Consider the following 19,904-nt stretch of genomic DNA (forward strand, 5'->3'; position numbering starts at 1 on the left):
GACGGATGAGCGCGGCGCGGACACCACCGAGCGGAGCTCACGACGGGGCGACGCACTCCCAGGGCACGGTGACCTCGCCGAGTCGCCAGCGTGCACGGTTTCCGACCGGCCAGCCGGATGCCGCGAGCGCCGAAAGAGCGGCCCGCCAGCGCTGCTCGGCTCCGAAGCTCGACGCCGCCACCGCCCGGGTCCATTCGTCATCCAGTGCGGAGAGGAAGTCGTGCACGCGCTCGCCGGGCACGTTGCGGTGGATGAGGGCTTTCGGCAGGCGCTCGGCCGCGATGCCGGGGGAGTCCAACTGGGCGAGTCGGAGCGAGATGGTGAGACTCCGCGGGGAGGCGTCATCGCCGAGCTCCACCCACGTGCAGATGCGGCCGAGCTCGTCGCACGTTCCCTCCACGACGATGCCGCCGGGAGCCAGACGCGACGCCATCAGCGCCCAGGCGCCTGCGACGTCGGCCTCGTCGTATTGCCGCAGCACGTTGAATGCGCGGATGACCGCGGGTCGGCGCCGCGCGGGAAGGGGCACTTCGAAGCCTCCGCGTGCGAACGAGACGCGGGCATCCGGCGCAAACGGAGTGCGCCCCGCGCGCACCTCGACGAGCTGTGCGGTGGCACGCTGCACACGGGCCGGGTCGATCTCGAGCCCGACGACCTCGACGTCGGCGCGGCTTCGTCGGAGGCGCGCTTCGAGCTCGAATGCGGTCACGCCGCTGGCTCCGTATCCGAGGTCGATCACCAGCGGATCGTCGGTCCGGCGCAGCACCGGATGCCGCGCGATCCACCGGTCGACACGGCGCAGCCGGTTGGTGTTGGTCGTGCCGCGCGTGATCTTGCCGGTCGTGCGCGAACCGGGTGATTTCTCCGGCGTCATCCCCTCATGATGCCAGCGCTGTGATGGGTAGGATGACGATCATGACCGCTCCTTACACGCTCATCCTCCTCCGCCACGGGCAGAGCGAGTGGAACAAGACCAACCAGTTCACCGGGTGGGTGGATGTCCGCCTCACCGAACAGGGCAAGGCCGAAGCCGCCCGCGGTGGAGAACTCCTGAAGGACGCGGGGCTGCTGCCCGATGTCCTGCACACCTCGCTGCTGTCCCGCGCGATCCAGACCGCGAACATCGCGCTGGACACGGCTGACCGCCTCTGGATTCCGGTGAAGCGCTCCTGGCGCCTCAACGAACGCCACTACGGTGCGCTGCAGGGCAAGGACAAGGCCGAGACCCTCGAGGAGTTCGGCAACGAGCAGTTCATGCTGTGGCGCCGCTCGTTCGACGTGCCGCCGCCGGAGCTCGCCGATGACGCCGAGTACAGCCAGTCCGGCGACCCCCGTTATATCGGCATCGACGGCGAGGTGCCGCGCACCGAGTCGTTGAAGATCGTGATCGACCGGATGCTGCCCTACTGGGAGTCCGAGATCATCCCCGACCTTCAGGCCGGCAAGACCGTCCTCGTCACGGCGCACGGCAACTCGCTGCGCGGCCTCGTGAAGCACCTCGACGGCATCAGCGACGCCGATATCTCCGAGCTCAACATTCCGACCGGCATCCCGCTGGTCTATCGCCTCGGTGAGGACTTCATGCCGCTCGAGCCGGGCGCGTACCTCGATCCCGAGGCTGCCGCTGCGGGCGCCGCCGCGGTCGCCAGTCAGGGCAAGAAGTAACCTGCTACGCACGAAAGAGGGGGATGCCGGCCGGCATCCCCCTCTTTCGTCAGTACTGAGGTGCGCTCAGTTCTCCGTCTGGGCCGCACCGGCAAGGGCGGCAGCGTCGGAGGCGACGATCACGGCGATCGAGTCGGTGCCGGGCGTCCACTCGCCGGTCGCGAGGTACGCCACCTTCTTGGCGACCGACAGAGCGTGGTCGGCGAAGCGCTCGTGATAGCGGCTGGCGAGTGTCGCGTCGACGGTGGCGCCGGCCTCACCCTGCCAGTTCTCGCTGAGCACCTTTTCGAAGACCGACAGATGGAGGTCATCGAGCTGGTCGTCGAGGCTGCGCAGCTGTTCGACGAGCGACAGGTCTTCCGTGCGGAGGATCTCGGTGAGCAGCTTCGCGACCTGCACATCGATCTCGCCCATCTTGGTGAAGGTGCTCTTCAGCCCCTTCGGGATCGCGCGCTCCGGAAAGCGCATGCGGGTGAGCTGCGCGATGTGCTCGGCGATGTCGCCCATCCGCTCGAGCGACGCGCTGACGCGCAGCGCGGCGACGACGATGCGGAGGTCGCGTGCGACGGGCTGCTGCCGCGCGAGGATCTGGATCGCGAGCTCGTCGAGCTCGATGGCCTTGTTGTCGATGACCTGGTCGGCCTCGATGACCTCTTCGGCGAGCGTGACGTCACTCGTGCCGAAAGCCTTCGTCGCGTGGTCGATCGCGACGGTGACGAGCTCGGCGATCTCCACGAGACGTGATTGAACGTCCTCGAGCGACTGGTGGAACACTTCGCGCATCTTCGGAACCTCTCTTTTTCGCGGCAGGCAGGCGCCTGGCGCAGACTCGGCGATCTTCCCCTTCGAAGGTTAACGAACGGTGCCGGAGCCGTGAACACTGCGGGTGATCGGGTCTGCGGCCGCGCAAAACGTCCGCAGCCTCTGCGCGCGCCACTCTACGCTGGTGTTCATGGACTCGACGCAGGCGGCGCTCGTCGCCCTCGTGGTGGGCGTCCTCATCGGCGGTGCCCTCGCGGCCCTGGTGCTCATGGCGCTGCGGGCGCGCGACCGCGCGCGGATCGAGGCGTCGTTCGAGTTGCCCGATGGCACCCGGTCAGTCCTCCAGGGCATGGATGACGTGGCCGTCGTGGTCGACACGTCCCTCCTGATCGTTGCGGCCTCCCCGCCGGCAGAACTCTTCGGCATGCAGGAGGGGCAGGACCTCCCCGGCGATGAGCTGCGCCTCCTGGTGCGCGCGGCGCGACGCGCCGAGCATCCCGAGTCGGAGAACCTCCGCCTGCGGCGGGGCATCGAACCACGCCTTGTGACCGCGCGTGCGAGCGTGATCACGGCCCGGCTCACTCTCATCGTCATCCGCGACATCACCGAACGGGAACGCGTCGAGGAGATGCGGCGTGACTTCGTCGCCAACACCAGTCACGAACTGAAGACGCCCGTGGGTGCGGTCACCCTGCTGGCGGAGGCGATCGAATCGGCCGCCGACGACCCCGATCAAGTACGCCACTTCGCCTCTCGGCTGAGCGCCGAGGCGGGGCGACTCGGCCAATTGACGTCGCGCATCATGAACCTGTCGCGGTTGCAGTCCGCCGACGATCTGACGGAGCTGCGCGATGTCTCGGTGGATGAGGTCGTCGCGGCGGCGGTCGAATCGCAGTCCCTCGCCGCGCAGTCAGCCGACATCACGGTCTCGCGGGGGGGCTCGCGACGCGCCTACGTGCGCGGCGATGTGCAGGTGCTCACCGAGGCGGTCGGCAATCTGGTCGCCAACGCGATCGCGTATTCGCCGCCGGGTGCGCAGGTCGGCGTCGGGGTGAAGCTCATCGACGGCGTCGTGTCGATCGCCGTCACCGATCGCGGGATCGGCATCTCCGAAGACGAGCAGCGCCGCGTGTTCGAGCGCTTCTACCGGGCCGACCAAGCCCGCTCGCGTCGTACCGGAGGCACGGGCCTCGGTCTCTCGATCGTCAAGCACGCGGTGCAGCGCCACGGCGGCGAGATCGAACTCTGGTCGCGTCCTGGGCGCGGCTCGACCTTCACGATGCGGTTGCCGGCCGTCGATCCGCCGCTGGATCTGCCGAACAAGAAGCGCCGTGAGAAGAAAAAGAAGAAAGCCGCGAAGGCCGCGGCCCTCAACCGAGAGAAGACTCCATGACTCGCGTGCTGATCGTCGAGGACGAACCCGACCTGGCCGACCCCCTCGCCTATCTGTTGCGACGGGAGGGATTCGAGGTCGAGATCGCTGAAGACGGACCGGCCGCCCTCGACGCCTTCGGCGCGCGCGGTGCCGACATCGTTCTGCTCGACCTCATGTTGCCCGGGATGCCCGGGACCGAGGTCTGCCGCATCATCCGGACGACCTCCGCCGTGCCCGTCATCATGCTGACGGCGAAGGACAGCGAAATCGATATCGTCGTGGGTCTGGAGCTCGGAGCCGACGACTACGTCACAAAGCCCTACTCGTCGCGCGAACTGCTGGCGCGGATGCGGGCGGTCCTCCGACGCTCGGAGGGCCCGGACCTCGGCATCGACGAGCGGGTCGTCGAAGGCGGTCGGGTCTCGATGGATATGGACCGGCACACGGTGTCGGTCGATGGGTCCGTGATCTCGATGCCGTTGAAGGAATTCGAACTGCTCGAGGTGCTCATGCGCAATACCGGTCGCGTGCTCACTCGCGGCCAGCTGATCGACCGTGTGTGGGGGAGCGACTACTTCGGCGACACGAAGACCCTCGATGTGCACATCAAGCGCATCCGCTCGCGCATCGAGAAGAACCCGAGTGAGCCGGTCATGCTCCTCACCGTCCGAGGGCTCGGCTACCGCTTCGAGGGCTGAGTGTGAAAGAGCCCCGACCCGTCAGCTGACCGGTCGGGGCTCCTCGTTGCGGCTGTGCCGCGAAAGCCTCAGTCCTGGGGGACGAAGTCCGCCAGATAGTCCAGAGTCCCGTCGAGCACGGGAACGAAGTAGGCGACGCCTTCGCCGTCGCCGGACTGGAACGTGAGTTCGACGTTCGTGCCGGGCGCGGAGTCGAGGCGGGGGAAAAGCAAGGGATCCGAGCCGTCGAAGCCGAGGCTCACGGCGGACCGGGCCGGCACGCGCACGGTCTCGGTCGCGCCGTCGAGGCCCACGAGCAACGTCTCGGTGGTGTCGGTGTCGTTCACGACCGCGGCCAGGAAGTTGGCGGATGCGCCGGATTCGTCGGCGACCAGCAGGGCGTTGCGCACCTTCAGCGGACCCGAGTCGGGGATGTTGACGCCGTCGGAGGCGGAGTAGGGGATCGTCGTCGCCTGCTCGGTGATCATGCTGCACCCGGTGGTGCCGAGGATGATCGTTGCGCCGAGGGCGAGCGAGGTGAGCAGACGCGATTTCACGGATCCTCCAGAGGCAAGACGGGTTCGTGCTCATTCTATGGGAACCGGCCGTCGGGGACACGCGAGAGGGACCTGAGCCCGCGTACCTTAGCGTATAACCCCTGTGGTATCCTTGAGGTTGCCGAAAGGACATAACTGCATGCTTTTTGAGGTTGGCGAGACGGTCGTCTATCCGCACCACGGGGCCGCTACGATCATCGAGGTCAAAGACCGGGTCATCAAGGGCGAGACCAAGAAATATCTGAAGCTCAATGTCACCCAGGGTGATCTGATCATCGAGGTCCCGGCAGACAATGTCGATCTCGTGGGTGTCCGCGATGTGATCGGACAGGACGGTCTCGAGCGGGTCTACGACGTGCTGCGTGCGCCGTTCACCGAGGAGCCGACCAACTGGTCGCGCCGGTACAAGGCGAACCTCGAGAAGCTCGCGTCCGGCGATGTGATCAAGGTGAGCGAGGTCGTCCGCGACCTGTGGCGCCGCGATCAGGACCGCGGACTGTCCGCGGGGGAGAAGCGTATGCTCGCGAAGGCGCGCCAGATCCTCGTCTCCGAGATCGCGCTCGCGCTCAAGGCCGACGAAGAGCACGCATCCGCCGTGCTCGACGAGGTCCTCGCCAGCTGAATCGGTAGCATCGGAGCCATGAGTTCCGATGCGCTTCCGACCCCGCACGTCGCCGTGATTGTCGTGGCAGCTGGATCGGGGACACGCCTCGCCGCAGGTGCTCCAAAGGCGTTCGTCGGAATCGACGCGCACTCGATTCTCCACCACGCGCTCGAACGCGTCTTTGCAGGCCCGCTCGCCCAGGTGGTGATCGTCGCGCCGCCCGAACGTCTCGGCGACGCTCTGACGGAAGCCCATGCGGTGGCGGGGCGCCGTCACGATCTCGTCGGCGTGGTTCCCGGGGGCGACACGCGCCAGGAATCGGTCGCGGCGGGGTTGCGCGCGGTCTGGCCCGGAGTGCAGTACGTGCTGGTGCACGACGCCGCACGCGCCCTCACGCCCCCCGCCGTCTTCACCCGCGTCGTCGCTGCGCTCGAGGCCGGAAACGACGCCGCACTGCCGGTCATGCCCGTCGTCGACACGGTCAAACGCGTCGACGCCGCGCGGGTGGTCGCCGCCCTCGATCGGTCGGAACTCGCTGCAGCTCAGACCCCGCAGGGGTTTCGTCGCGCGGTGCTGGATGCCGCCTACGCCACAGCCGAGGCCGACCACACCGACGATGCTGCTCTGGTGCAGTCCGCCGGGCACGAGGTCGCGACGGTACCGGGCGATGACCTCGCGTTCAAGATCACGACATCCGCCGATCTCGACCGCGCGCGGGCGCTGCTCGCCGTGGCTGTGACGCCTGCTGTCCCCCTTCCGCGCGTCGGCGTGGGCACCGATGTGCACGCGTTCGGCGGCGACGGTGCGCTCTGGTTGGCGGGGCTCGAATGGCCCGGCGAGAAGGCGCTGTCCGGCCACTCCGACGGCGATGCCGTCGCGCATGCGATCGTCGACGCGCTCCTCGCCGCGGCCGGGCTCGGAGACATCGGTACCCATTTCGGCACGGATCAGCCGGAGTACGCCGGGGCGCATGCTGTGGCGTTCCTCGAGCGCACGCGCGAGCTCGTCACGGCAGCGGGATTCGCGATCGGGAATGTGTCGGTGCAGGTGCAATCCAACCGGCCGAAGCTCGCACCACGTCGCGGTGAGGCCGAGGCCGCTCTCACGGCAGCGCTCGGGGCGCCGGTGACCGTCTCGGCGACGACGACCGACGGGCTCGGCTTCACCGGGACGGGCGACGGGGTCGCGGCCTTCGCGGTCGCCTTGGTCGTTCCCCGACCCGCCTGAGGGGGACGCGGGATCAGAGGGTCCGGGTCATGAAGGTCGAGTTCGGATCGGGGAGGTACCGGCCGAAGGGCTCGCATTCGGCGAATCCCTCGCTCGCGTACAGCGCCCGGGCGGGGGCGAAGTAATCCTCGGACCCCGTCTCGAGCCACAGCGTGTGGATCCCGCGGATGCGTGCGCTCTCAAGGATATGACGCAGGATCGCGCGACCCGCCCCCGTGCCGCGGAAGGCGTCGGCAACCCGCATCGACTTCAGTTCGCCGTTGAGGGGATCGTGCTGGTGGAGTGCGCCGATCCCGACAAGGTCCTCTCCCTGCCATGCTGACCAGACCGTGATGTCGGGGCTCGTCAATTCGTCGATCCCCAGCGCGTGCACGCTCTCGGCGGGTGACGTGTCGTACATTCCGGCGAGGTGGATGCCGATGAGCTGCCGTGTGGCGGCACTCGACAGGTCGTCGATGCGGATGTCCAACGTCACAGCGTCCAGCATGCCGTGACGACGTTTCCCGGGTGTTTCCGCGTCGCGGTTCATGCCTCGATCGCAAACAGTGCGGGGTCGCGCGCCGAACGTGAGCCCCAAGCCAAGAGAGCGAGCCCGGTTCCGAGGACGATCAGACCGATCACCGCGAGGAGTGAGAGCTGTTCGCCGAGCACGGTGATCCCCAGGAGCGCCGCCGTCAGCGGCTCACCGAGAGTCAAGGTCGCCGCCGTCGCGGCCGAGAGCCCTTGCAGACCCCACGTGAACAGGATGTACGCGACGGCAATCGTCGCGACGCCCAACCAGAGAGCCATCACGAGGCCGCGAGGGTCTCCCAGCCAGGTGACATCGACGAACGGAAGGACCAGGAGACAGAGCGCGGCGGAACTGGCTCCCATGCTGCCGACGACCGTGAATGCATCCCATCCCTCATCCAGCAGACGCCGCTGCACGTTGGCGATCACCGCGAACGATGCCCCCGCGCCGACGGCTCCGACAATGCCGACAGGGTCGGTACCGCCGCCCGAGGACCCGCCGGCGCCCAGGAGGACGACGCCGAGGGTCGCGAGCGCCGTCGCCGCCATCCAGACCCGCGAAGGAAGTCGGCGGGTGAGCGCCCATTCGAGCAACCCTGCCAGGACCGGCGCCGAGCCGAGGGCGATGACGGTGCTCACCGCGACTCCGTTGCGCTCAGTGCCGAGGAAGAAGAGCGGCTGGTACACCGCCAGGCAGAGTCCGGTGAGGAGCATGAGCAGCACCGCGCGCGCGGTCAGAGCTGGTCGTGCACCCGTGGGCGTGCGGGCGGGGCGCCGCGCGAGCGCGAAGGCGACGAGTGCGAGCACCGTGCCACCGATCACCATTCGCATGACACCGATCGACAGGGGAGTGGTGCCCTCGGGCCCGATCGCTTGCGACGTGCCGGTTGTACCGAACAGGACGGCAGCGGCAAGGACAGCGAGAACGGAGCGCACCTACTAGTTCTACCGTGCGCCGGTAGGCTGGGGCGGTGACGGTTCGGCTCTATGACACCCAGGCGCAGGCGCTGAGAGACTTCGCGCCTCTGAACCCCGCGAACGTCACCATGTATGTCTGTGGCCCGACCGTGCAGTCCGGGCCCGGCATCCACCACTTGCGCGCGGCTCTCGCCTTCGACCTGCTCCGCCGCTGGCTCGTGCGACGCTACGGCCGGGTCACGTTCGTCCGCAACGTCACGGACATCGACGACAAGGTGCTCCAGAACGCGACCGATACGGAACCGTGGTGGGCGCTGGCGTATCGGATGGAGCAGGAGTTCTCGCGGGCCTACGCTGCGATCGGAATTCTTCCGCCGACCTATGAGCCCCGCGCGACCGCGTCGATTCCCCAGATGATCGAGATGATCGAGCGTCTGATCGCGGCCGGGCACGCGTACCCGGCGGCCGGTGATGTCTACTTCGACGTGCAATCGTGGCCGGCATACGGTGCGCTGACGCATCAGTCGATCGACGCGATGGAGCCGGCGCCCGACGCCGATCCTCGGGGAAAACGGGATCCCCGGGACTTCGCGCTGTGGAAGGGTGCCAAAGCGGACGAACCCGCCGACGCCGTCTGGGAATCGCCCTGGGGAGCGGGCCGCCCCGGCTGGCATATCGAGTGCTCGGCCATGAGCCGGCGGTATCTCGGTCCCGAGTTCGACATCCACGGGGGTGGCCTGGACCTCCGCTTCCCGCACCACGAGAACGAGCTGGCCCAGTCCACCGCCGCCGGCGACGGTTTTGCGCGCTACTGGGTGCACAACGGCCTGGTGACCGTGGGCGACCAGAAGATGTCGAAGTCGCTGGGCAATTACCGGCTGGCGGGCAATGTCCTCACCGAACGCGACCCGCTGGTCATCCGCTACGCACTCGGCGCCGCGCACTATCGCTCGAACCTCGATCTGACCGAGGCGAGCTTCGATGAAGCCGAGGCGGCGCTCGGCCGCATCCGGACGTTCCAGCAGCGTGCGAAGCGGATGCTCGGTACCGCCGGCTGGCTGACCGCGGCCGATCTGCCGACCGCGTTCTCGGACGCGCTCGACGATGATCTCGGGGTGCCGCAGGCGCTCGCCGTCATCCATGAGACCGTACGCGCAGGCAACGCGGCCCTCGATGCCGGCGATCACGCCGGCGCGGCGCAGGCTTCTGTGCAGGTGGCGCGGATGACCGGCATCCTCGGGATGAACCCCGACGATCCGCAGTGGCGCGCCGCAGAGGGCGGCGCCGACGCTGCGGCTCTCGACCGTCTCGTGCAGACGATGATCACGCAGCGCCACGACGCGCGCGCCACGAAGGACTGGGCGGGGGCCGATCGCATCCGCGACGCGCTCACCGCGGCAGGAATCACTCTGGAGGACACTCCGGACGGAACACATTGGAGTATCGATGGCTAAGCCAGGACGTCCCGGCGCCGCAAAGGGCGGCAAAGGCCCCACAAAGGGCACCGGCGGCAAGAACAAGCGCTCGTTGGAGGGCCGTGGCCCGACGCCGAAGGCCGAAGACCGCGCGTGGCACCCGGCCGGCAAGCGCAAGGCGGCCGCCGAGCGCTACGCCGCCGCGGGCGGAAAGGGTGCCCCCGGTCAGCGACCGGGTGGCCCGTCGCGCGCGCCGAAGGCGAAGGCGGGCGACGACACCGAGAACGTGACCGGGCGGAACTCCGTGCTCGAGGCGCTGCGCGCCAAGATCCCCGCGACGGCGTTCTACATCGCCCAGCGCGTGGAGATGGATGACCGCGTCAAAGAGATGCTGTCGATCGCGACGAACCGGGGCATTCCCGTGATGGAGGTCACGCGACCGGAGCTCGACCGGATGGCCGGCTTCGACGGTGTGCACCAGGGCGTCGCGCTCAAGGTGCCGCCGTATGAGTACGCGCACCCGCAGGACCTGCTCGAGGAGATCATCGACCGCGGGGCGACGCCGTTGCTGGTGGCGCTGGACGGGATCACGGACCCCCGCAACCTCGGCGCCATCATCCGCTCGACGGCTGCGTTCGGCGGCCAGGGCCTGATCATTCCCCAGCGCCGATCGGCCGGAGTCAACTCGGCAGCGTGGAAGACGAGCGCCGGCGCCGCCGCGCGCGTGCCGGTGGCGATGGCGTCGAACCTGACGACGACCCTCAAGGAGTTCAAGAAGCAGGGCGTGTTCGTGCTCGGTCTCGACGGCGGCGGCGACGTGTCGCTGCCCGCGCTCGAGCTCGCCGATCGTCCCGTGCTCATCGTCGTCGGTTCCGAGGGCAAGGGACTCTCGCGCCTGGTCACCGAGACGTGCGATCAGATCGTCTCGATTCCGATCTCCGCGGCCACCGAGTCGCTCAACGCCGGCATCGCGGCATCCGTCGCGCTCTACCAGGTCGCAACGATCCGCGCCGCGGCCGAATAGTCGGGAATATCCGGTGAGGTCCCACGGCTGGACCTGAGGACACTACCGTCCGAAGGGAAACCCCATGGCACTCATCGCCGTTCTCGGTGGCACCGGCTACGCCGGCCGCCACATCGTCGCCGAAGCCGCCCAGCGCGGTCACACGGTCGTCTCGATCGCCCGATCGGTGCCGGGAGAGCGCGTCCCGGGTGCCAGCTACATCGAGGGCACGCTCCTGGATGTCCCCGGGCTCGTCGCGCAGCTGACCGGTGTCGATGTCGTCATCAGTGCTGTCTCGCCCCGCGGCGAGATGGCCGGACTCGTCCGGCCCAACCTCGAAGCCCTGGCGGCGGCGCTGCCGGACTCGGTGCGCATCGGTGTCATCGGCGGTGCCGGGGGCAGCCTCGTCGCACCGGGCGGGCCCCGGGTGATCGACAGCGGTTTCCCCGAGGAGTTCAAGGACGAAGCGTTCGAGCTGATCGGTGTGCTCGAGGATCTGCAGGCACAGCAGGCGGACCGCGACTGGTTCTTCGTGCACCCGGCGGGCGGGTTCGGCGCCTTCGCGCCGGGGGAACGCACCGGCCACTACCGCACGGGCGGGGATGTCTTGGTGACGGACGCCGAGGGCGTCTCGTACATCTCGGGTGAAGACCTTGCGGTGGCCGTCGTCGACGAGATCGAGAACCCGCAGCACACACGCCAGCGCTTCACCGTCGGCTACTGAGCGGCACTGGCGCGGCTAGACCAGGTCGCGCCAGTCCACCGTGCCCGTGTCGGTGGGCACATCCTCGTCCGGCGTGTCATCGGCGATGACCGGGATGGCCACCGTCTCGGTCGGGGGACCCATCAGGGTCGCCTCATCGCGGCGATGACGGAGCACATTGGCGACGTAGGACGAGAGCACTTCGGCGATCGGCACGGACCGGCCTCGCGCCTGCGACATGTACCAGCGGTGCTCCAGAACCTGGTGGAACACTTCGGCCGGCTCGAGCTTCGCGCGCAGATCCCACGGGATCGCTTTCACCACGGGCTCGAAAACGCGGGTCAACCACTCGTGGGCGACCATTTCCTCGTCGGTTCCGAGGCGCGAGATGCGGGCGCTGAACTCGTCCATGTCGTTGAGGAGTCGGCGGGCCTGATTCTCTTCGACGTCGAGGCCCGTGAGGCGAAGCAGACGCCGCTGATGGTGTCCGGCGTCGACGACCTTCGGCTGAATGGAGACGCGCGTGCCGTCCGGGGTCGTCTCGATCGACATCTCCCCGATGTCGAAACCGAGGGAGTTCAGCTGCTGGACGCGCTCGGTGATGTGCCAGGCCTCGTCGGCGGCGAAGGTCTCGCGGCCGGTGAGAGCGCCCCACAGGGAGTGGTACGAGGCCATGATGCCGTCGGCGATCGCCACAGCATCCACTCCGCCTTCGAGGCGTCCGCCGGCTTCGAGGTCCATGATCTCACCGGCGATGTTCGTGCGGGCGACATCGAGGTCGTGCTCCCGCTGACCGCGGGTGAGGCCGCCCTCGTGCAGTTCACCGGTCTCGGCGTCGACGAGATACGCGGCGAACGCCCCGGCATCCCGTCGGAACAGCGTGTTGGACAGCGACACGTCGCCCCAAAAGAATCCGACGGTGTGCAGGCGCACGAGGAGCACGGCGAGGGCGTCGACGAGGCGGCCGGCGGTATCGGGACGGAGAGTCTGGGTGAACAGGGCGCGGTAGGGGAGCGAGAACTTCAGGTGCGCCGTCACGAGCGCCGCCGGCAGCGGTTCGCCCTTGGGTGTGCGGCGCCCGTCGATGACAGCGACGCGGCTGACGCAGGGGACATCGAGACGTGCGAGCGAGCCGAGCATCTCGTACTCGCGGCGGGCCATCTCGCCGGTGGTCTCCTTGACCGCGACGACCCTGCCGGAGAGGTTCGCGAACCGCACGAGGTGGCGAGAGAGCCCCTTCGGCAACGACACGATGGTGTCGCTGCCCCACTCGCCCAGCGGCGTTTTCCACGGGAGTTCCAGGAGCCCGGCGTCGATGCTGCTCGCCGTGATCGTCAGGGAGTTCACCACCGGAAAGCCTTTCGTCCGTTCATGCGCAACGGCGCGGGGGGCCCGAAGACCCGCCCGCGCCGTTGCGTCGTGAGATATCCGATCAGACGGACGCGATCGCCTTCTTGGTGAGGCGCTGTCCCGATTCGATGTCGAACGAGTGCACGTGGTGCGGCACCGGGGCCAACACCACGGTCTCGCCGGCGCTCGGGTGGTTGCGACCGTCGACGCGCGCCACGATGTCGGTGCGCTTGCCGGCGATGTCGGTGTGACCGTACAGGTAGCCGTCCGCGCCGAGTTCCTCGACGAGGTCGACCGTGACCGACAGACCCTTGCCGTCGGCGGGGTTGACCACGATGTCCTCGGGGCGCACACCGGCCGTCACCTGTGCGGCGCTGGTGGGCTTGTCGATGTCGGCCTCGACGATGGCAGTGCCGAACTGGATGCCGCCCTCGGTCAGGCCGACCGGGAACAGGTTCATCGCGGGCGAGCCGATGAAGCCGGCGACGAACACGTTGTCGGGCTTCTCGTAGAGGTCACGCGGCGTGCCGACCTGCTGGAGGATGCCGTCCTTGAGCACCGCGATGCGGTCACCCATCGTGAGGGCTTCGGTCTGGTCGTGCGTGACGTAGACCGTGGTGACGCCCAGGCGGCGCTGGAGCGATGCGATCTGCGTGCGCGTCTGCACGCGGAGCTTGGCGTCGAGGTTCGACAGCGGCTCATCCATGAGGAACACCTGGGGCTGACGGACGATCGCGCGACCCATCGCGACACGCTGACGCTGACCACCGGAGAGTGCCTTGGGCTTGCGGGTCAGGTACTCCTCGAGGTCGAGCAGCTTCGCGGCTTCGAGCACACGCTGGGCGCGCTCTTCCTTGCCGACGCCGGCGATCTTCAGGGCGAAGCCCATGTTCTCGGCGACCGTCATGTGCGGGTACAGCGCGTAGTTCTGGAAGACCATCGCGATGTCGCGATCCTTCGGCGGGATGTCGGTGACATCGCGATCGCCGATGAGGATGCGGCCCGAGTTGACCTCTTCGAGGCCGGCCAGCATGCGCAGCGACGTGGACTTTCCGCAACCGGACGGTCCGACCAGAACCAGGAACTCGCCGTCGGCGACCTCGAGGTTGAGCTTGTCGACCGCGGCGCGGGTTCCGCCGGGGTAGAGGCGGGTGGCGTTGTCGAACGTGACAGATGCCATGTTTTCTTCTCCTTCACCGGCAGGTACGTGCCGGACGATCCGTAGTGAATGGAATGAGCGGGGGCTTGACCCGCACGCCCACCATTGGGCGCACCTCCATTATCGCATGAGCGGGCCTCCATCCGCGTTTCGGTGTCTGGGTTCTCTCAGGGTGGCTGGTTAGCATCGTCACAGTGCCACGCCCGGGTGGCTACCCATCGGACTGCGATCACGCGTCCGCCCTGCTCTTTCCAGAAGGTTCCATGTCCAGCGACGACAATTCGAGTGCACCCGCATCCCGCAGCAGCCGTGAGGCTGTGCGCGAGAAGGCGCTGCAGGTGCAGGCCCAGCAGTCGCGGGCCCGCGTGCTCCGCCGCTCCGCGCTCATCGCGGGTCTCGTCGCTGCTGTCGCCGTCGTCGCCGTCGTCGTGATGTGGGCCATCGGTTCGACGGCGGGCCGCCCCCAGTTGTCGCCCGCGAACACGACCGCCGACGGCTTCGTGATCACCGACGTCAGCGGGCTCGCGCCCGCGCAGGCCGAGATGACCGACCCCGGAGCCGCCACTCCGGATGCGACGACCGAGGGTGAAGCGAACCCCACGCCCACGGCGACCGACGCTCCTGCTGCCGTCGACATTCAGGTGTATGTCGATTACCTCTCGCCGGGCGCGCGCGAGTGGCAGCTCGCCAACTCGGCTCAACTCGCCTCGTGGGTCGGCGAGGGTGCGGTGGCGCTCCGGTACCACCCGGTGTCGATGATGACGGCGAAGTCCAACGGCACGAAATATTCCCTGCGTGCGGCCGGCGCTGCCGCGTGCGTCGCGACCTACGAGCCCGCAACCTTCTTCAAGTTCCATACGGCCCTACTCACCCAGCAGCCCGAGGTCGATTCGGACGGGATCTCCGACGACAAGTTGGCGGACCTGGCCATCGCCTCCGGCGCCGAAGATCCGAAGCAGATCCGCGCGTGCGTGCAGGACGGCGCCTTCACGACCTGGGTGAAGTCGGCGACCGAGCGGGCCGTCGGCGGGATCAGCGGCACGAACCTCGCGCTCACCGGAACGCCCATGGTCATCGTCAACGGGCAGCAGTATGTGGGCGACCTGACGGATGCCGCCGAATTCGCTCAGTTCGTTCTCACGAGTGCGAGCGGCGCCTACCAGAAGTCCCAGACTGCCACTCCGACGGCAACGCCGAGCCCGACCCCGTGATCCTGGGGTCCGCCCGATAGACTGGGTCACCTTGCCGGCTTGGCGCAATTGGTAGCGCACCTGTCTTGTAAACAGGGGGTTGCAGGTTCAAGTCCTGTAGCCGGCACCGTTTTCACGAAGCTCTGACCACCTGATTTCCGCGGAATTGCAGAGGTGGATCGTGGATCAGTTCTTGTTTCGGATTTCCCGGAGTGCGCGCCGAGGTGTCGAATGGGTGCCGAATGAGGGTCCCGCGGCGCCTTATACGAGCTCGCTGGTGCACACCTCGCCGCCCCTCGCCGTTGGCGACCATAGACACCGGTCGAACACCGTGCATGTGGTGTCCATGAGCGATTCGAACACTGGCATTGACCCTTTTGAGATGTGGGACGAGGTGGAGTTCTCCAAACGGACGGGCTACCACGTTCGCAAGATCCAGCGCTGGCGCAAGGACGGGGGAGGCCCACCCTTCATTCTCGAGGGAAAGAAGCCGCGATATCGGGCGGTCTCCGTCTTGCGCTGGCTTGAAGCATGCGAGCAGTCCGCCGATCGGATGGCCAGCTGATGTCGCCGACGCGAATCAAGCCGGGAGCGATCGGACGGATCGACTGGGACTATGAGCGCACTCCGGGGAAGATCCGCGGGGTCGCCCGCACGCGTGATGGTGCCGACAGGCCGAAGCGCGTCGTCGCCGTGCGCGATACCCGCGTAGAAGTAGAGGCCGAGCTCAGGATGAAGGCCGCGTCGCTCGTCTACCTCGGGGACGTGTGGTCGCGATCGACCACGCTGGAGGAAGCAATTGAGCGATGGATCGCGACTCTGAGTGACGCGGATGAAGGGAATGCGCAGAAGCCGCAGTCAGCCGAAACATATGCACGCACCGCGCGAGGCGTGATCGTCCCGCGCATCGGAGCGTTGTGTCTCGGGACCGATTCAGCTATGACCTGCAGAGTCCAGGGAACCTCCTTATCGAGATCGGCGACAACGGAGGAGCCCTCTTCCTCGACGACGACAACGTGGTGGGCGGTGCATATGCGCCGTGGGCCGTCGACGCCGCCGGCGTCGAAGTTCCCACGCACTACGTCGTCGAGGACGGTGCGCTGGTGCAAGTCGTCGACCACATTGGAGGAGGCTTCACCTATCCGATCATCGCCGACCCCACCTACTACGGTGAGTCGCTGATCAGTTCGGTCGTGACCCGCAATCCGGCCGCGGGGCGCGAGCTCTCGGTTCACACCTCGACCTGGTGGAAGACGACGGCAACGTTCGGGGGCACGGTCATATCAATCACGGTGCGCAACCAGGTGACCGATGAGTTCGCCCGGATCACCCCTTCGCCCTGGGACACCACGGGAGCTCGTCAGCAGGTCTCGTGCCACGCGTACTACGCCACGTTGAAGGATCCCTGGAACATCGAGCTGTGGCGACCTACTGTAGGGGAAGCCGCGACAGTCGCAGCGGCTTGTAACCCGTCATGAGGAAGGCTCGAAATGAGTAACAAACTCGGAGTGGCCGGGGGGACCGTGCTCATACTGATCGGCCTATTCCTGCTCGTGATGGTGCAATTCAACCTAAGCGCTCAAATGGATCGAGTCGACCGTGAAGGGATCGGAGGCAACATGTTCGCGCCGGACGTGCTCCCGCTCGGCGTTCTGGGCCTCTTGACCATTGCCATCGGCGTAGTGGTCCTGATCTACACGCACCGCCGGGAACAGCGACTGGCCGCTTCGGACGGCTGAGCATCACAAGCACACCCTCGCCGACGTAGCCCCCTGGGCGCCGTCTGGAGGGTTGGTACGCGTAGACCTCCGGTCGTGGCGCGACGCTCAAGCGTACGCCACGGTGCCGGAGGTCTCTGCGTTGCAGGGGAGCGGATCTCAGGCGGTCAGACGCCGGGCGGCTACTCCTACATCCTCGGTGTTTCGACCGCGACCTTGCGTCGGCCGAGGCGAGAGCAGCGAAAAGGATGGGTCATCTCTCTGCCCGTTCTTTGACCTCGATTCGGCTATTCCGTTCGAGCTGGAGGCACTGTCCCGAGCGAAGGGTTACCGGGCCTATGACGGGGTGAAGCTCGCACTCTCCATCGATGGCGCAACCCCGATCGGCGAGCTTGTCCTTGAGGTTCTACGCACACTGGAGCGAGACGCTGCGCGCACCTACGGACGCGTCGATGACTTTGCCGCTGGATCGATGAACCTCCTACCGGCTCCCACAGGTTGCTGCGGTAGAGCTCTATCCGTACGCGGCCAGCACTCAGAAATTGCGCGTACTCGACCTACTGGGCGGTTGACTGCGGACCGCGACACGAAACCTGGAGAGTATTGACCTGCCATAGATGATGCGGCCGATCTTGCGGCTAGATTCGCCTACCTCGCGATTCCGGTAACCCAAGCCCGTCTGCCGTAGAGAATTCCCCTCCCCGCGCGGGTCGACCGGGGAGTGAGTGCACCGTGCATGTGCATTTGATCACCCCGCGAGGGACGACTCCACTAACCAATCGGTATACTTGTGTCATGAATGTGAATGAGGCTTCGGAAGCGCTGGGCGTGTCGCCGCGACGCGTGCGCGCGATGATCAGCCAAGGCACCATTCCTGCCCAAATGGTGAAAGGACGCTGGCAGCTCCAGGACTACAACCCGCGGACCCAGCGCAGTCGGCGGCCCCTCTCTCCGAGTTCCCGGACAGCTCTCGTCGACACGCTCCGCACCCGGTCTCTTGGCACGCTCACCGCTCAGACGCGGGCGCGTACCGCCGACCGCCTCCGCGCGTTGCGCGACACTTCCGATCCAGCATCGCTCATCGCCAGCTGGTGGCCCGAGGGAGACGAAGGTGGCGACCCGTTCACCCGATCGTTGGTGCGGAACGCTCGGGCAGGCAACAACGCCTACCTCACAAAACTCGTCAAACCAAGAGCAAACGAGTACCTGCGGAGCCGCGAACGCCTCGCAGACATCCTGAAAACAGAGCGTGCCGTCCGCGGACTCAGCGTCCTCGAGCTCGCGGACGCATCCGGAGTGCAGTCGAAGATCATCAGCCATCTGGAAAAGGGGTTACGCGTCTCGTCACCTGCCGCAGCCCTCCGCGCTCTCGCCGTCGTAGGCGTCCAACCGACCGCCCTGCCGGACCTGGAAATGAAATGACCCGGGTCCTCGAGGTGTGGCTCGAAGGTACCCACGCCGGGCAGTTCGTGCATGCCAACGACGGCGCCGTGACGTTCACCTACGACCAGGATGCACCCGACACCCCGATCTCCTTGTCCCTCCCGCGTGACGGGTCAGGCACACGAGCAAGTGCCTCCAACTTCCTCGAGAACATCCTTCCCGACCACGACACAACACGCGCTCGCATGGCGGCCGCGTACGGCGCATCATCACCTGACACGTTCGACCTCCTGCACGCTGCGGGTGGCGACATTGCGGGTGGGCTCGTAATCCTGCCCGAAGGAGAAGCGCCCACACCCGCCGACCGTGCGGAGCTGAACCCGGTCCTCGTTGAGGAGACCGCTGGACGTATCAGCAGCATCAAACGGGACCCGGACTCCTTCTACCCTTCCGAGGTGCCGGCCCGGTTCTCCCTCGCCGGCACGCAAGGCAAGTTCGCTCTCGCTGAAATCGATGGCTACTGGTACTGGTCGAACGCGACGCTACCGTCCACTCACATAATCAAGCCAGGAAACCCAAAGCTCCACGGCATCGAGAGAGCTGAGGTAGCGGCACTCGCACTGGCACCCCTAGCCGGTGTTCCCGCACCCGTAGCGACAGTCCTGAACGCCGAAGATCAGACGGCGTTCATGGTGGAGCGGTTCGACCGGGACCGGAGCCACGGGGACATCCCGAGAAGGCTGCACGCGGAGGATCTCGCCCAGTCCCTCGGTATCGGACCCAAGTCGAAGTACAACGTGTCAGTGAAGCAGGTCGCGGACATCATCGGGACCGTAGACGATGACGGCTCGATCCTGCGAAGTTTCCTCCGACAACTGACGTTCAACACTCTCATCGGCAACGCCGACGCGCACGCGAAGAACTACTCGCTCATGCTGGGATCACGCGGGGCACGCCTGGCGCCGCTTTACGACGCGGTTCCTGTCATGCTCTACCCGACATACGACCAGAAGCTCGCCATGCGCATCGCGGGGGCGCGTCACCCGCAAGCGGCGGGACCCGACCACTGGCGCAAACTCGCCCGCACCATTGGCGTCGATGAAGATGAGATGCAGTCGATCGTCATGAGCGTCGCATCCGGTATCCGCGAACACAACGAATCCGCCTGGACCACCCTGGCCGTAGATCAAGGGGTACTAGTGCGCAACGCGGTCGATCGAAACGTGGACGTCGCCCTCGGGGTGAAGAAGCCCTCCGAAACAGCGCGAACGGGGACCATCACGGTCCAGGACGGGGTCCACCGCCGGAAGACCACCGCGTCGTCCACGCCTGGTTCCTTCGCGCCGAAGCGCAACTCCGCCCCGGTGGGTGAGCTGAGTGCGCAGATTGAAACCGAGTCGGACGGCTAGCGCATCACCTGCTCGGAGCGCTCCGACTCCACGCTGAGGCAGAACTGCTCTGTCCAGATCCAACTACTGTGTCTCACACAGGCGCCCCACGCGGCGTAGTAAGAGTGAGACACTCCGTCGCAACCGCATCTAGAGCACCCGCTCTCCCTAACCGAGGTGCTGGATCGTAGTAAAGGGTCCGGATTGCACGCAGGCGGTACGCGTGTGCGGATTAAGCAAGTCACGCATCAGCCCGCCGCATGTTGCGCGACGTGGCTACTCCGCACAAGTCGTCAGGTC

Annotated in this window: 21 protein-coding genes and 1 tRNA gene; 15 read left to right on the forward strand and 7 right to left on the reverse strand. The window is 67.0% G+C overall.

Annotated elements, in window-relative coordinates; translation table 11 throughout:
* Positions 1 to 37 precede the first annotated feature (37 nt).
* The gene (locus Q0653_RS12290; RefSeq protein ID WP_298944798.1) at positions 38 to 874 is read right to left on the reverse strand and encodes a class I SAM-dependent methyltransferase; all 837 of its coding nucleotides are present in this window, start codon (positions 872 to 874) and stop codon (positions 38 to 40) included.
* 41 nt (positions 875 to 915) lie between these two features.
* On the opposite strand from Q0653_RS12290, the gene Q0653_RS12295 reads away from it, so the two are divergent.
* The gene (locus tag Q0653_RS12295; RefSeq protein ID WP_298743136.1) at positions 916 to 1,665 is read left to right on the forward strand and encodes a phosphoglyceromutase; all 750 of its coding nucleotides are present in this window, start codon (positions 916 to 918) and stop codon (positions 1,663 to 1,665) included.
* Positions 1,666 to 1,731: 66 nt separating this feature from the next.
* Here Q0653_RS12295 and phoU read toward each other — a convergent pair whose 3' ends face one another.
* The gene (phoU, locus tag Q0653_RS12300) at positions 1,732 to 2,448 is read right to left on the reverse strand and encodes a phosphate signaling complex protein PhoU (RefSeq protein ID WP_298743134.1); all 717 of its coding nucleotides are present in this window, start codon (positions 2,446 to 2,448) and stop codon (positions 1,732 to 1,734) included.
* Between the two features lie 169 nt (positions 2,449 to 2,617).
* Between phoU and Q0653_RS12305 the strand changes: the two genes are divergently transcribed.
* Entirely contained in the window at positions 2,618 to 3,820 is a 1,203-nt protein-coding gene (locus Q0653_RS12305) for an ATP-binding protein (protein ID WP_298743133.1), read from the forward strand.
* A complete protein-coding gene (locus tag Q0653_RS12310) occupies positions 3,817 to 4,500 on the forward strand; it encodes a response regulator transcription factor (protein ID WP_298743132.1) in 684 nt (227 codons plus the stop codon). Before Q0653_RS12305 ends, Q0653_RS12310 begins: the two co-directional genes overlap by 4 nt.
* A 68-nt stretch (positions 4,501 to 4,568) precedes the next feature.
* Here the strand turns inward: Q0653_RS12310 and Q0653_RS12315 are convergent, their stop codons facing one another.
* Positions 4,569 to 5,036, reverse strand: a complete 468-nt coding sequence (locus Q0653_RS12315; RefSeq protein WP_298944799.1) for a DNA modification methylase — start codon at positions 5,034 to 5,036, stop codon at positions 4,569 to 4,571.
* Positions 5,037 to 5,175: 139 nt separating this feature from the next.
* On the opposite strand from Q0653_RS12315, the gene Q0653_RS12320 reads away from it, so the two are divergent.
* Both Q0653_RS12320 and ispD read left to right on the forward strand, forming a co-directional pair.
* Entirely contained in the window at positions 5,176 to 5,658 is a 483-nt protein-coding gene (locus Q0653_RS12320) for a CarD family transcriptional regulator (protein WP_203189805.1), read from the forward strand.
* 18 nt (positions 5,659 to 5,676) lie between these two features.
* A complete protein-coding gene (ispD, locus tag Q0653_RS12325; protein WP_298944800.1) occupies positions 5,677 to 6,867 on the forward strand; it encodes a 2-C-methyl-D-erythritol 4-phosphate cytidylyltransferase in 1,191 nt (396 codons plus the stop codon).
* A gap of 13 nt (positions 6,868 to 6,880) precedes the next feature.
* On the opposite strand, the gene Q0653_RS12330 is transcribed toward ispD, so the two are convergent.
* A complete protein-coding gene (locus Q0653_RS12330) occupies positions 6,881 to 7,342 on the reverse strand; it encodes a GNAT family N-acetyltransferase (protein ID WP_298944801.1) in 462 nt (153 codons plus the stop codon).
* Between the two features lie 50 nt (positions 7,343 to 7,392).
* Positions 7,393 to 8,313, reverse strand: coding sequence for an EamA family transporter (locus Q0653_RS12335; protein WP_298944802.1), 921 nt, complete (start codon positions 8,311 to 8,313; stop codon positions 7,393 to 7,395).
* 35 nt (positions 8,314 to 8,348) lie between these two features.
* Between Q0653_RS12335 and cysS the strand changes: the two genes are divergently transcribed.
* The 3 genes from cysS to Q0653_RS12350 all read left to right on the forward strand — a co-directional run bounded on the left by cysS (position 8,349) and on the right by Q0653_RS12350 (position 11,437).
* A complete protein-coding gene (gene cysS / locus Q0653_RS12340; protein ID WP_298944803.1) occupies positions 8,349 to 9,749 on the forward strand; it encodes a cysteine--tRNA ligase in 1,401 nt (466 codons plus the stop codon).
* Positions 9,742 to 10,734, forward strand: a complete 993-nt coding sequence (rlmB, locus tag Q0653_RS12345) for a 23S rRNA (guanosine(2251)-2'-O)-methyltransferase RlmB (protein ID WP_298743119.1) — start codon at positions 9,742 to 9,744, stop codon at positions 10,732 to 10,734. Before cysS ends, rlmB begins: the two co-directional genes overlap by 8 nt.
* A gap of 64 nt (positions 10,735 to 10,798) precedes the next feature.
* On the forward strand, positions 10,799 to 11,437 hold the full coding sequence (locus Q0653_RS12350; protein WP_298944804.1) for an NAD(P)H-binding protein: 639 nt from the start codon (positions 10,799 to 10,801) through the stop codon (positions 11,435 to 11,437).
* A gap of 15 nt (positions 11,438 to 11,452) precedes the next feature.
* Here the strand turns inward: Q0653_RS12350 and Q0653_RS12355 are convergent, their stop codons facing one another.
* The gene (locus tag Q0653_RS12355) at positions 11,453 to 12,766 is read right to left on the reverse strand and encodes a DUF4032 domain-containing protein (RefSeq protein WP_298944805.1); all 1,314 of its coding nucleotides are present in this window, start codon (positions 12,764 to 12,766) and stop codon (positions 11,453 to 11,455) included.
* Positions 12,767 to 12,848: 82 nt separating this feature from the next.
* On the reverse strand, positions 12,849 to 13,946 hold the full coding sequence (gene ugpC / locus Q0653_RS12360; protein WP_298944806.1) for a sn-glycerol-3-phosphate ABC transporter ATP-binding protein UgpC: 1,098 nt from the start codon (positions 13,944 to 13,946) through the stop codon (positions 12,849 to 12,851).
* Between the two features lie 242 nt (positions 13,947 to 14,188).
* Here ugpC and Q0653_RS12365 point away from each other — a divergent pair, with 242 nt between their 5' ends.
* The 7 genes from Q0653_RS12365 to Q0653_RS12395 all read left to right on the forward strand — a co-directional run bounded on the left by Q0653_RS12365 (position 14,189) and on the right by Q0653_RS12395 (position 19,625).
* On the forward strand, positions 14,189 to 15,136 hold the full coding sequence (locus tag Q0653_RS12365; protein ID WP_298944808.1) for a thioredoxin domain-containing protein: 948 nt from the start codon (positions 14,189 to 14,191) through the stop codon (positions 15,134 to 15,136).
* A gap of 33 nt (positions 15,137 to 15,169) precedes the next feature.
* Positions 15,170 to 15,242, forward strand: a tRNA-Thr gene (locus Q0653_RS12370).
* A gap of 219 nt (positions 15,243 to 15,461) precedes the next feature.
* Positions 15,462 to 15,680, forward strand: a complete 219-nt coding sequence (locus tag Q0653_RS12375; RefSeq protein WP_298743110.1) for a helix-turn-helix domain-containing protein — start codon at positions 15,462 to 15,464, stop codon at positions 15,678 to 15,680.
* A gap of 352 nt (positions 15,681 to 16,032) precedes the next feature.
* Positions 16,033 to 16,593, forward strand: a complete 561-nt coding sequence (locus Q0653_RS12380; RefSeq protein WP_298944810.1) for a DUF2599 domain-containing protein — start codon at positions 16,033 to 16,035, stop codon at positions 16,591 to 16,593.
* 12 nt (positions 16,594 to 16,605) lie between these two features.
* On the forward strand, positions 16,606 to 16,854 hold the full coding sequence (locus Q0653_RS12385) for a hypothetical protein (protein WP_261607819.1): 249 nt from the start codon (positions 16,606 to 16,608) through the stop codon (positions 16,852 to 16,854).
* A 774-nt stretch (positions 16,855 to 17,628) separates the two neighbouring features.
* Positions 17,629 to 18,255: a helix-turn-helix domain-containing protein gene (locus Q0653_RS12390; protein ID WP_298743106.1), complete on the forward strand. Its 627-nt coding sequence runs from the start codon at positions 17,629 to 17,631 to the stop codon at positions 18,253 to 18,255.
* Positions 18,252 to 19,625 carry a HipA domain-containing protein gene (locus Q0653_RS12395; RefSeq protein ID WP_298944813.1) on the forward strand — a complete coding sequence of 458 codons (1,374 nt, stop codon included), beginning with the start codon at positions 18,252 to 18,254 and terminating at the stop codon, positions 19,623 to 19,625. Before Q0653_RS12390 ends, Q0653_RS12395 begins: the two co-directional genes overlap by 4 nt.
* The last annotated feature ends 279 nt before the right edge of the window (positions 19,626 to 19,904 follow it).

It is taken from the genome of uncultured Microbacterium sp. (assembly GCF_947488465.1).
Taxonomy (GTDB): Bacteria; Actinomycetota; Actinomycetes; order Actinomycetales; family Microbacteriaceae; genus Microbacterium.

Coding starts and splice junctions, on each gene's coding strand:
- Q0653_RS12290 (WP_298944798.1), bottom strand. CDS start 874: ATGACGCCGGAGAAATCACCCGGTTCGCGCACGACCGGCAAGATCACG.
- Q0653_RS12295 (WP_298743136.1), top strand. CDS start 916: ATGACCGCTCCTTACACGCTCATCCTCCTCCGCCACGGGCAGAGCGAG.
- phoU (WP_298743134.1), bottom strand. CDS start 2,448: ATGCGCGAAGTGTTCCACCAGTCGCTCGAGGACGTTCAATCACGTCTC.
- Q0653_RS12305 (WP_298743133.1), top strand. CDS start 2,618: ATGGACTCGACGCAGGCGGCGCTCGTCGCCCTCGTGGTGGGCGTCCTC.
- Q0653_RS12310 (WP_298743132.1), top strand. CDS start 3,817: ATGACTCGCGTGCTGATCGTCGAGGACGAACCCGACCTGGCCGACCCC.
- Q0653_RS12320 (WP_203189805.1), top strand. CDS start 5,176: ATGCTTTTTGAGGTTGGCGAGACGGTCGTCTATCCGCACCACGGGGCC.
- ispD (WP_298944800.1), top strand. CDS start 5,677: ATGAGTTCCGATGCGCTTCCGACCCCGCACGTCGCCGTGATTGTCGTG.
- rlmB (WP_298743119.1), top strand. CDS start 9,742: ATGGCTAAGCCAGGACGTCCCGGCGCCGCAAAGGGCGGCAAAGGCCCC.
- Q0653_RS12350 (WP_298944804.1), top strand. CDS start 10,799: ATGGCACTCATCGCCGTTCTCGGTGGCACCGGCTACGCCGGCCGCCAC.
- ugpC (WP_298944806.1), bottom strand. CDS start 13,946: ATGGCATCTGTCACGTTCGACAACGCCACCCGCCTCTACCCCGGCGGA.
- Q0653_RS12365 (WP_298944808.1), top strand. CDS start 14,189: ATGTCCAGCGACGACAATTCGAGTGCACCCGCATCCCGCAGCAGCCGT.
- Q0653_RS12375 (WP_298743110.1), top strand. CDS start 15,462: ATGAGCGATTCGAACACTGGCATTGACCCTTTTGAGATGTGGGACGAG.
- Q0653_RS12385 (WP_261607819.1), top strand. CDS start 16,606: ATGAGTAACAAACTCGGAGTGGCCGGGGGGACCGTGCTCATACTGATC.
- Q0653_RS12390 (WP_298743106.1), top strand. CDS start 17,629: ATGAATGTGAATGAGGCTTCGGAAGCGCTGGGCGTGTCGCCGCGACGC.
- Q0653_RS12395 (WP_298944813.1), top strand. CDS start 18,252: ATGACCCGGGTCCTCGAGGTGTGGCTCGAAGGTACCCACGCCGGGCAG.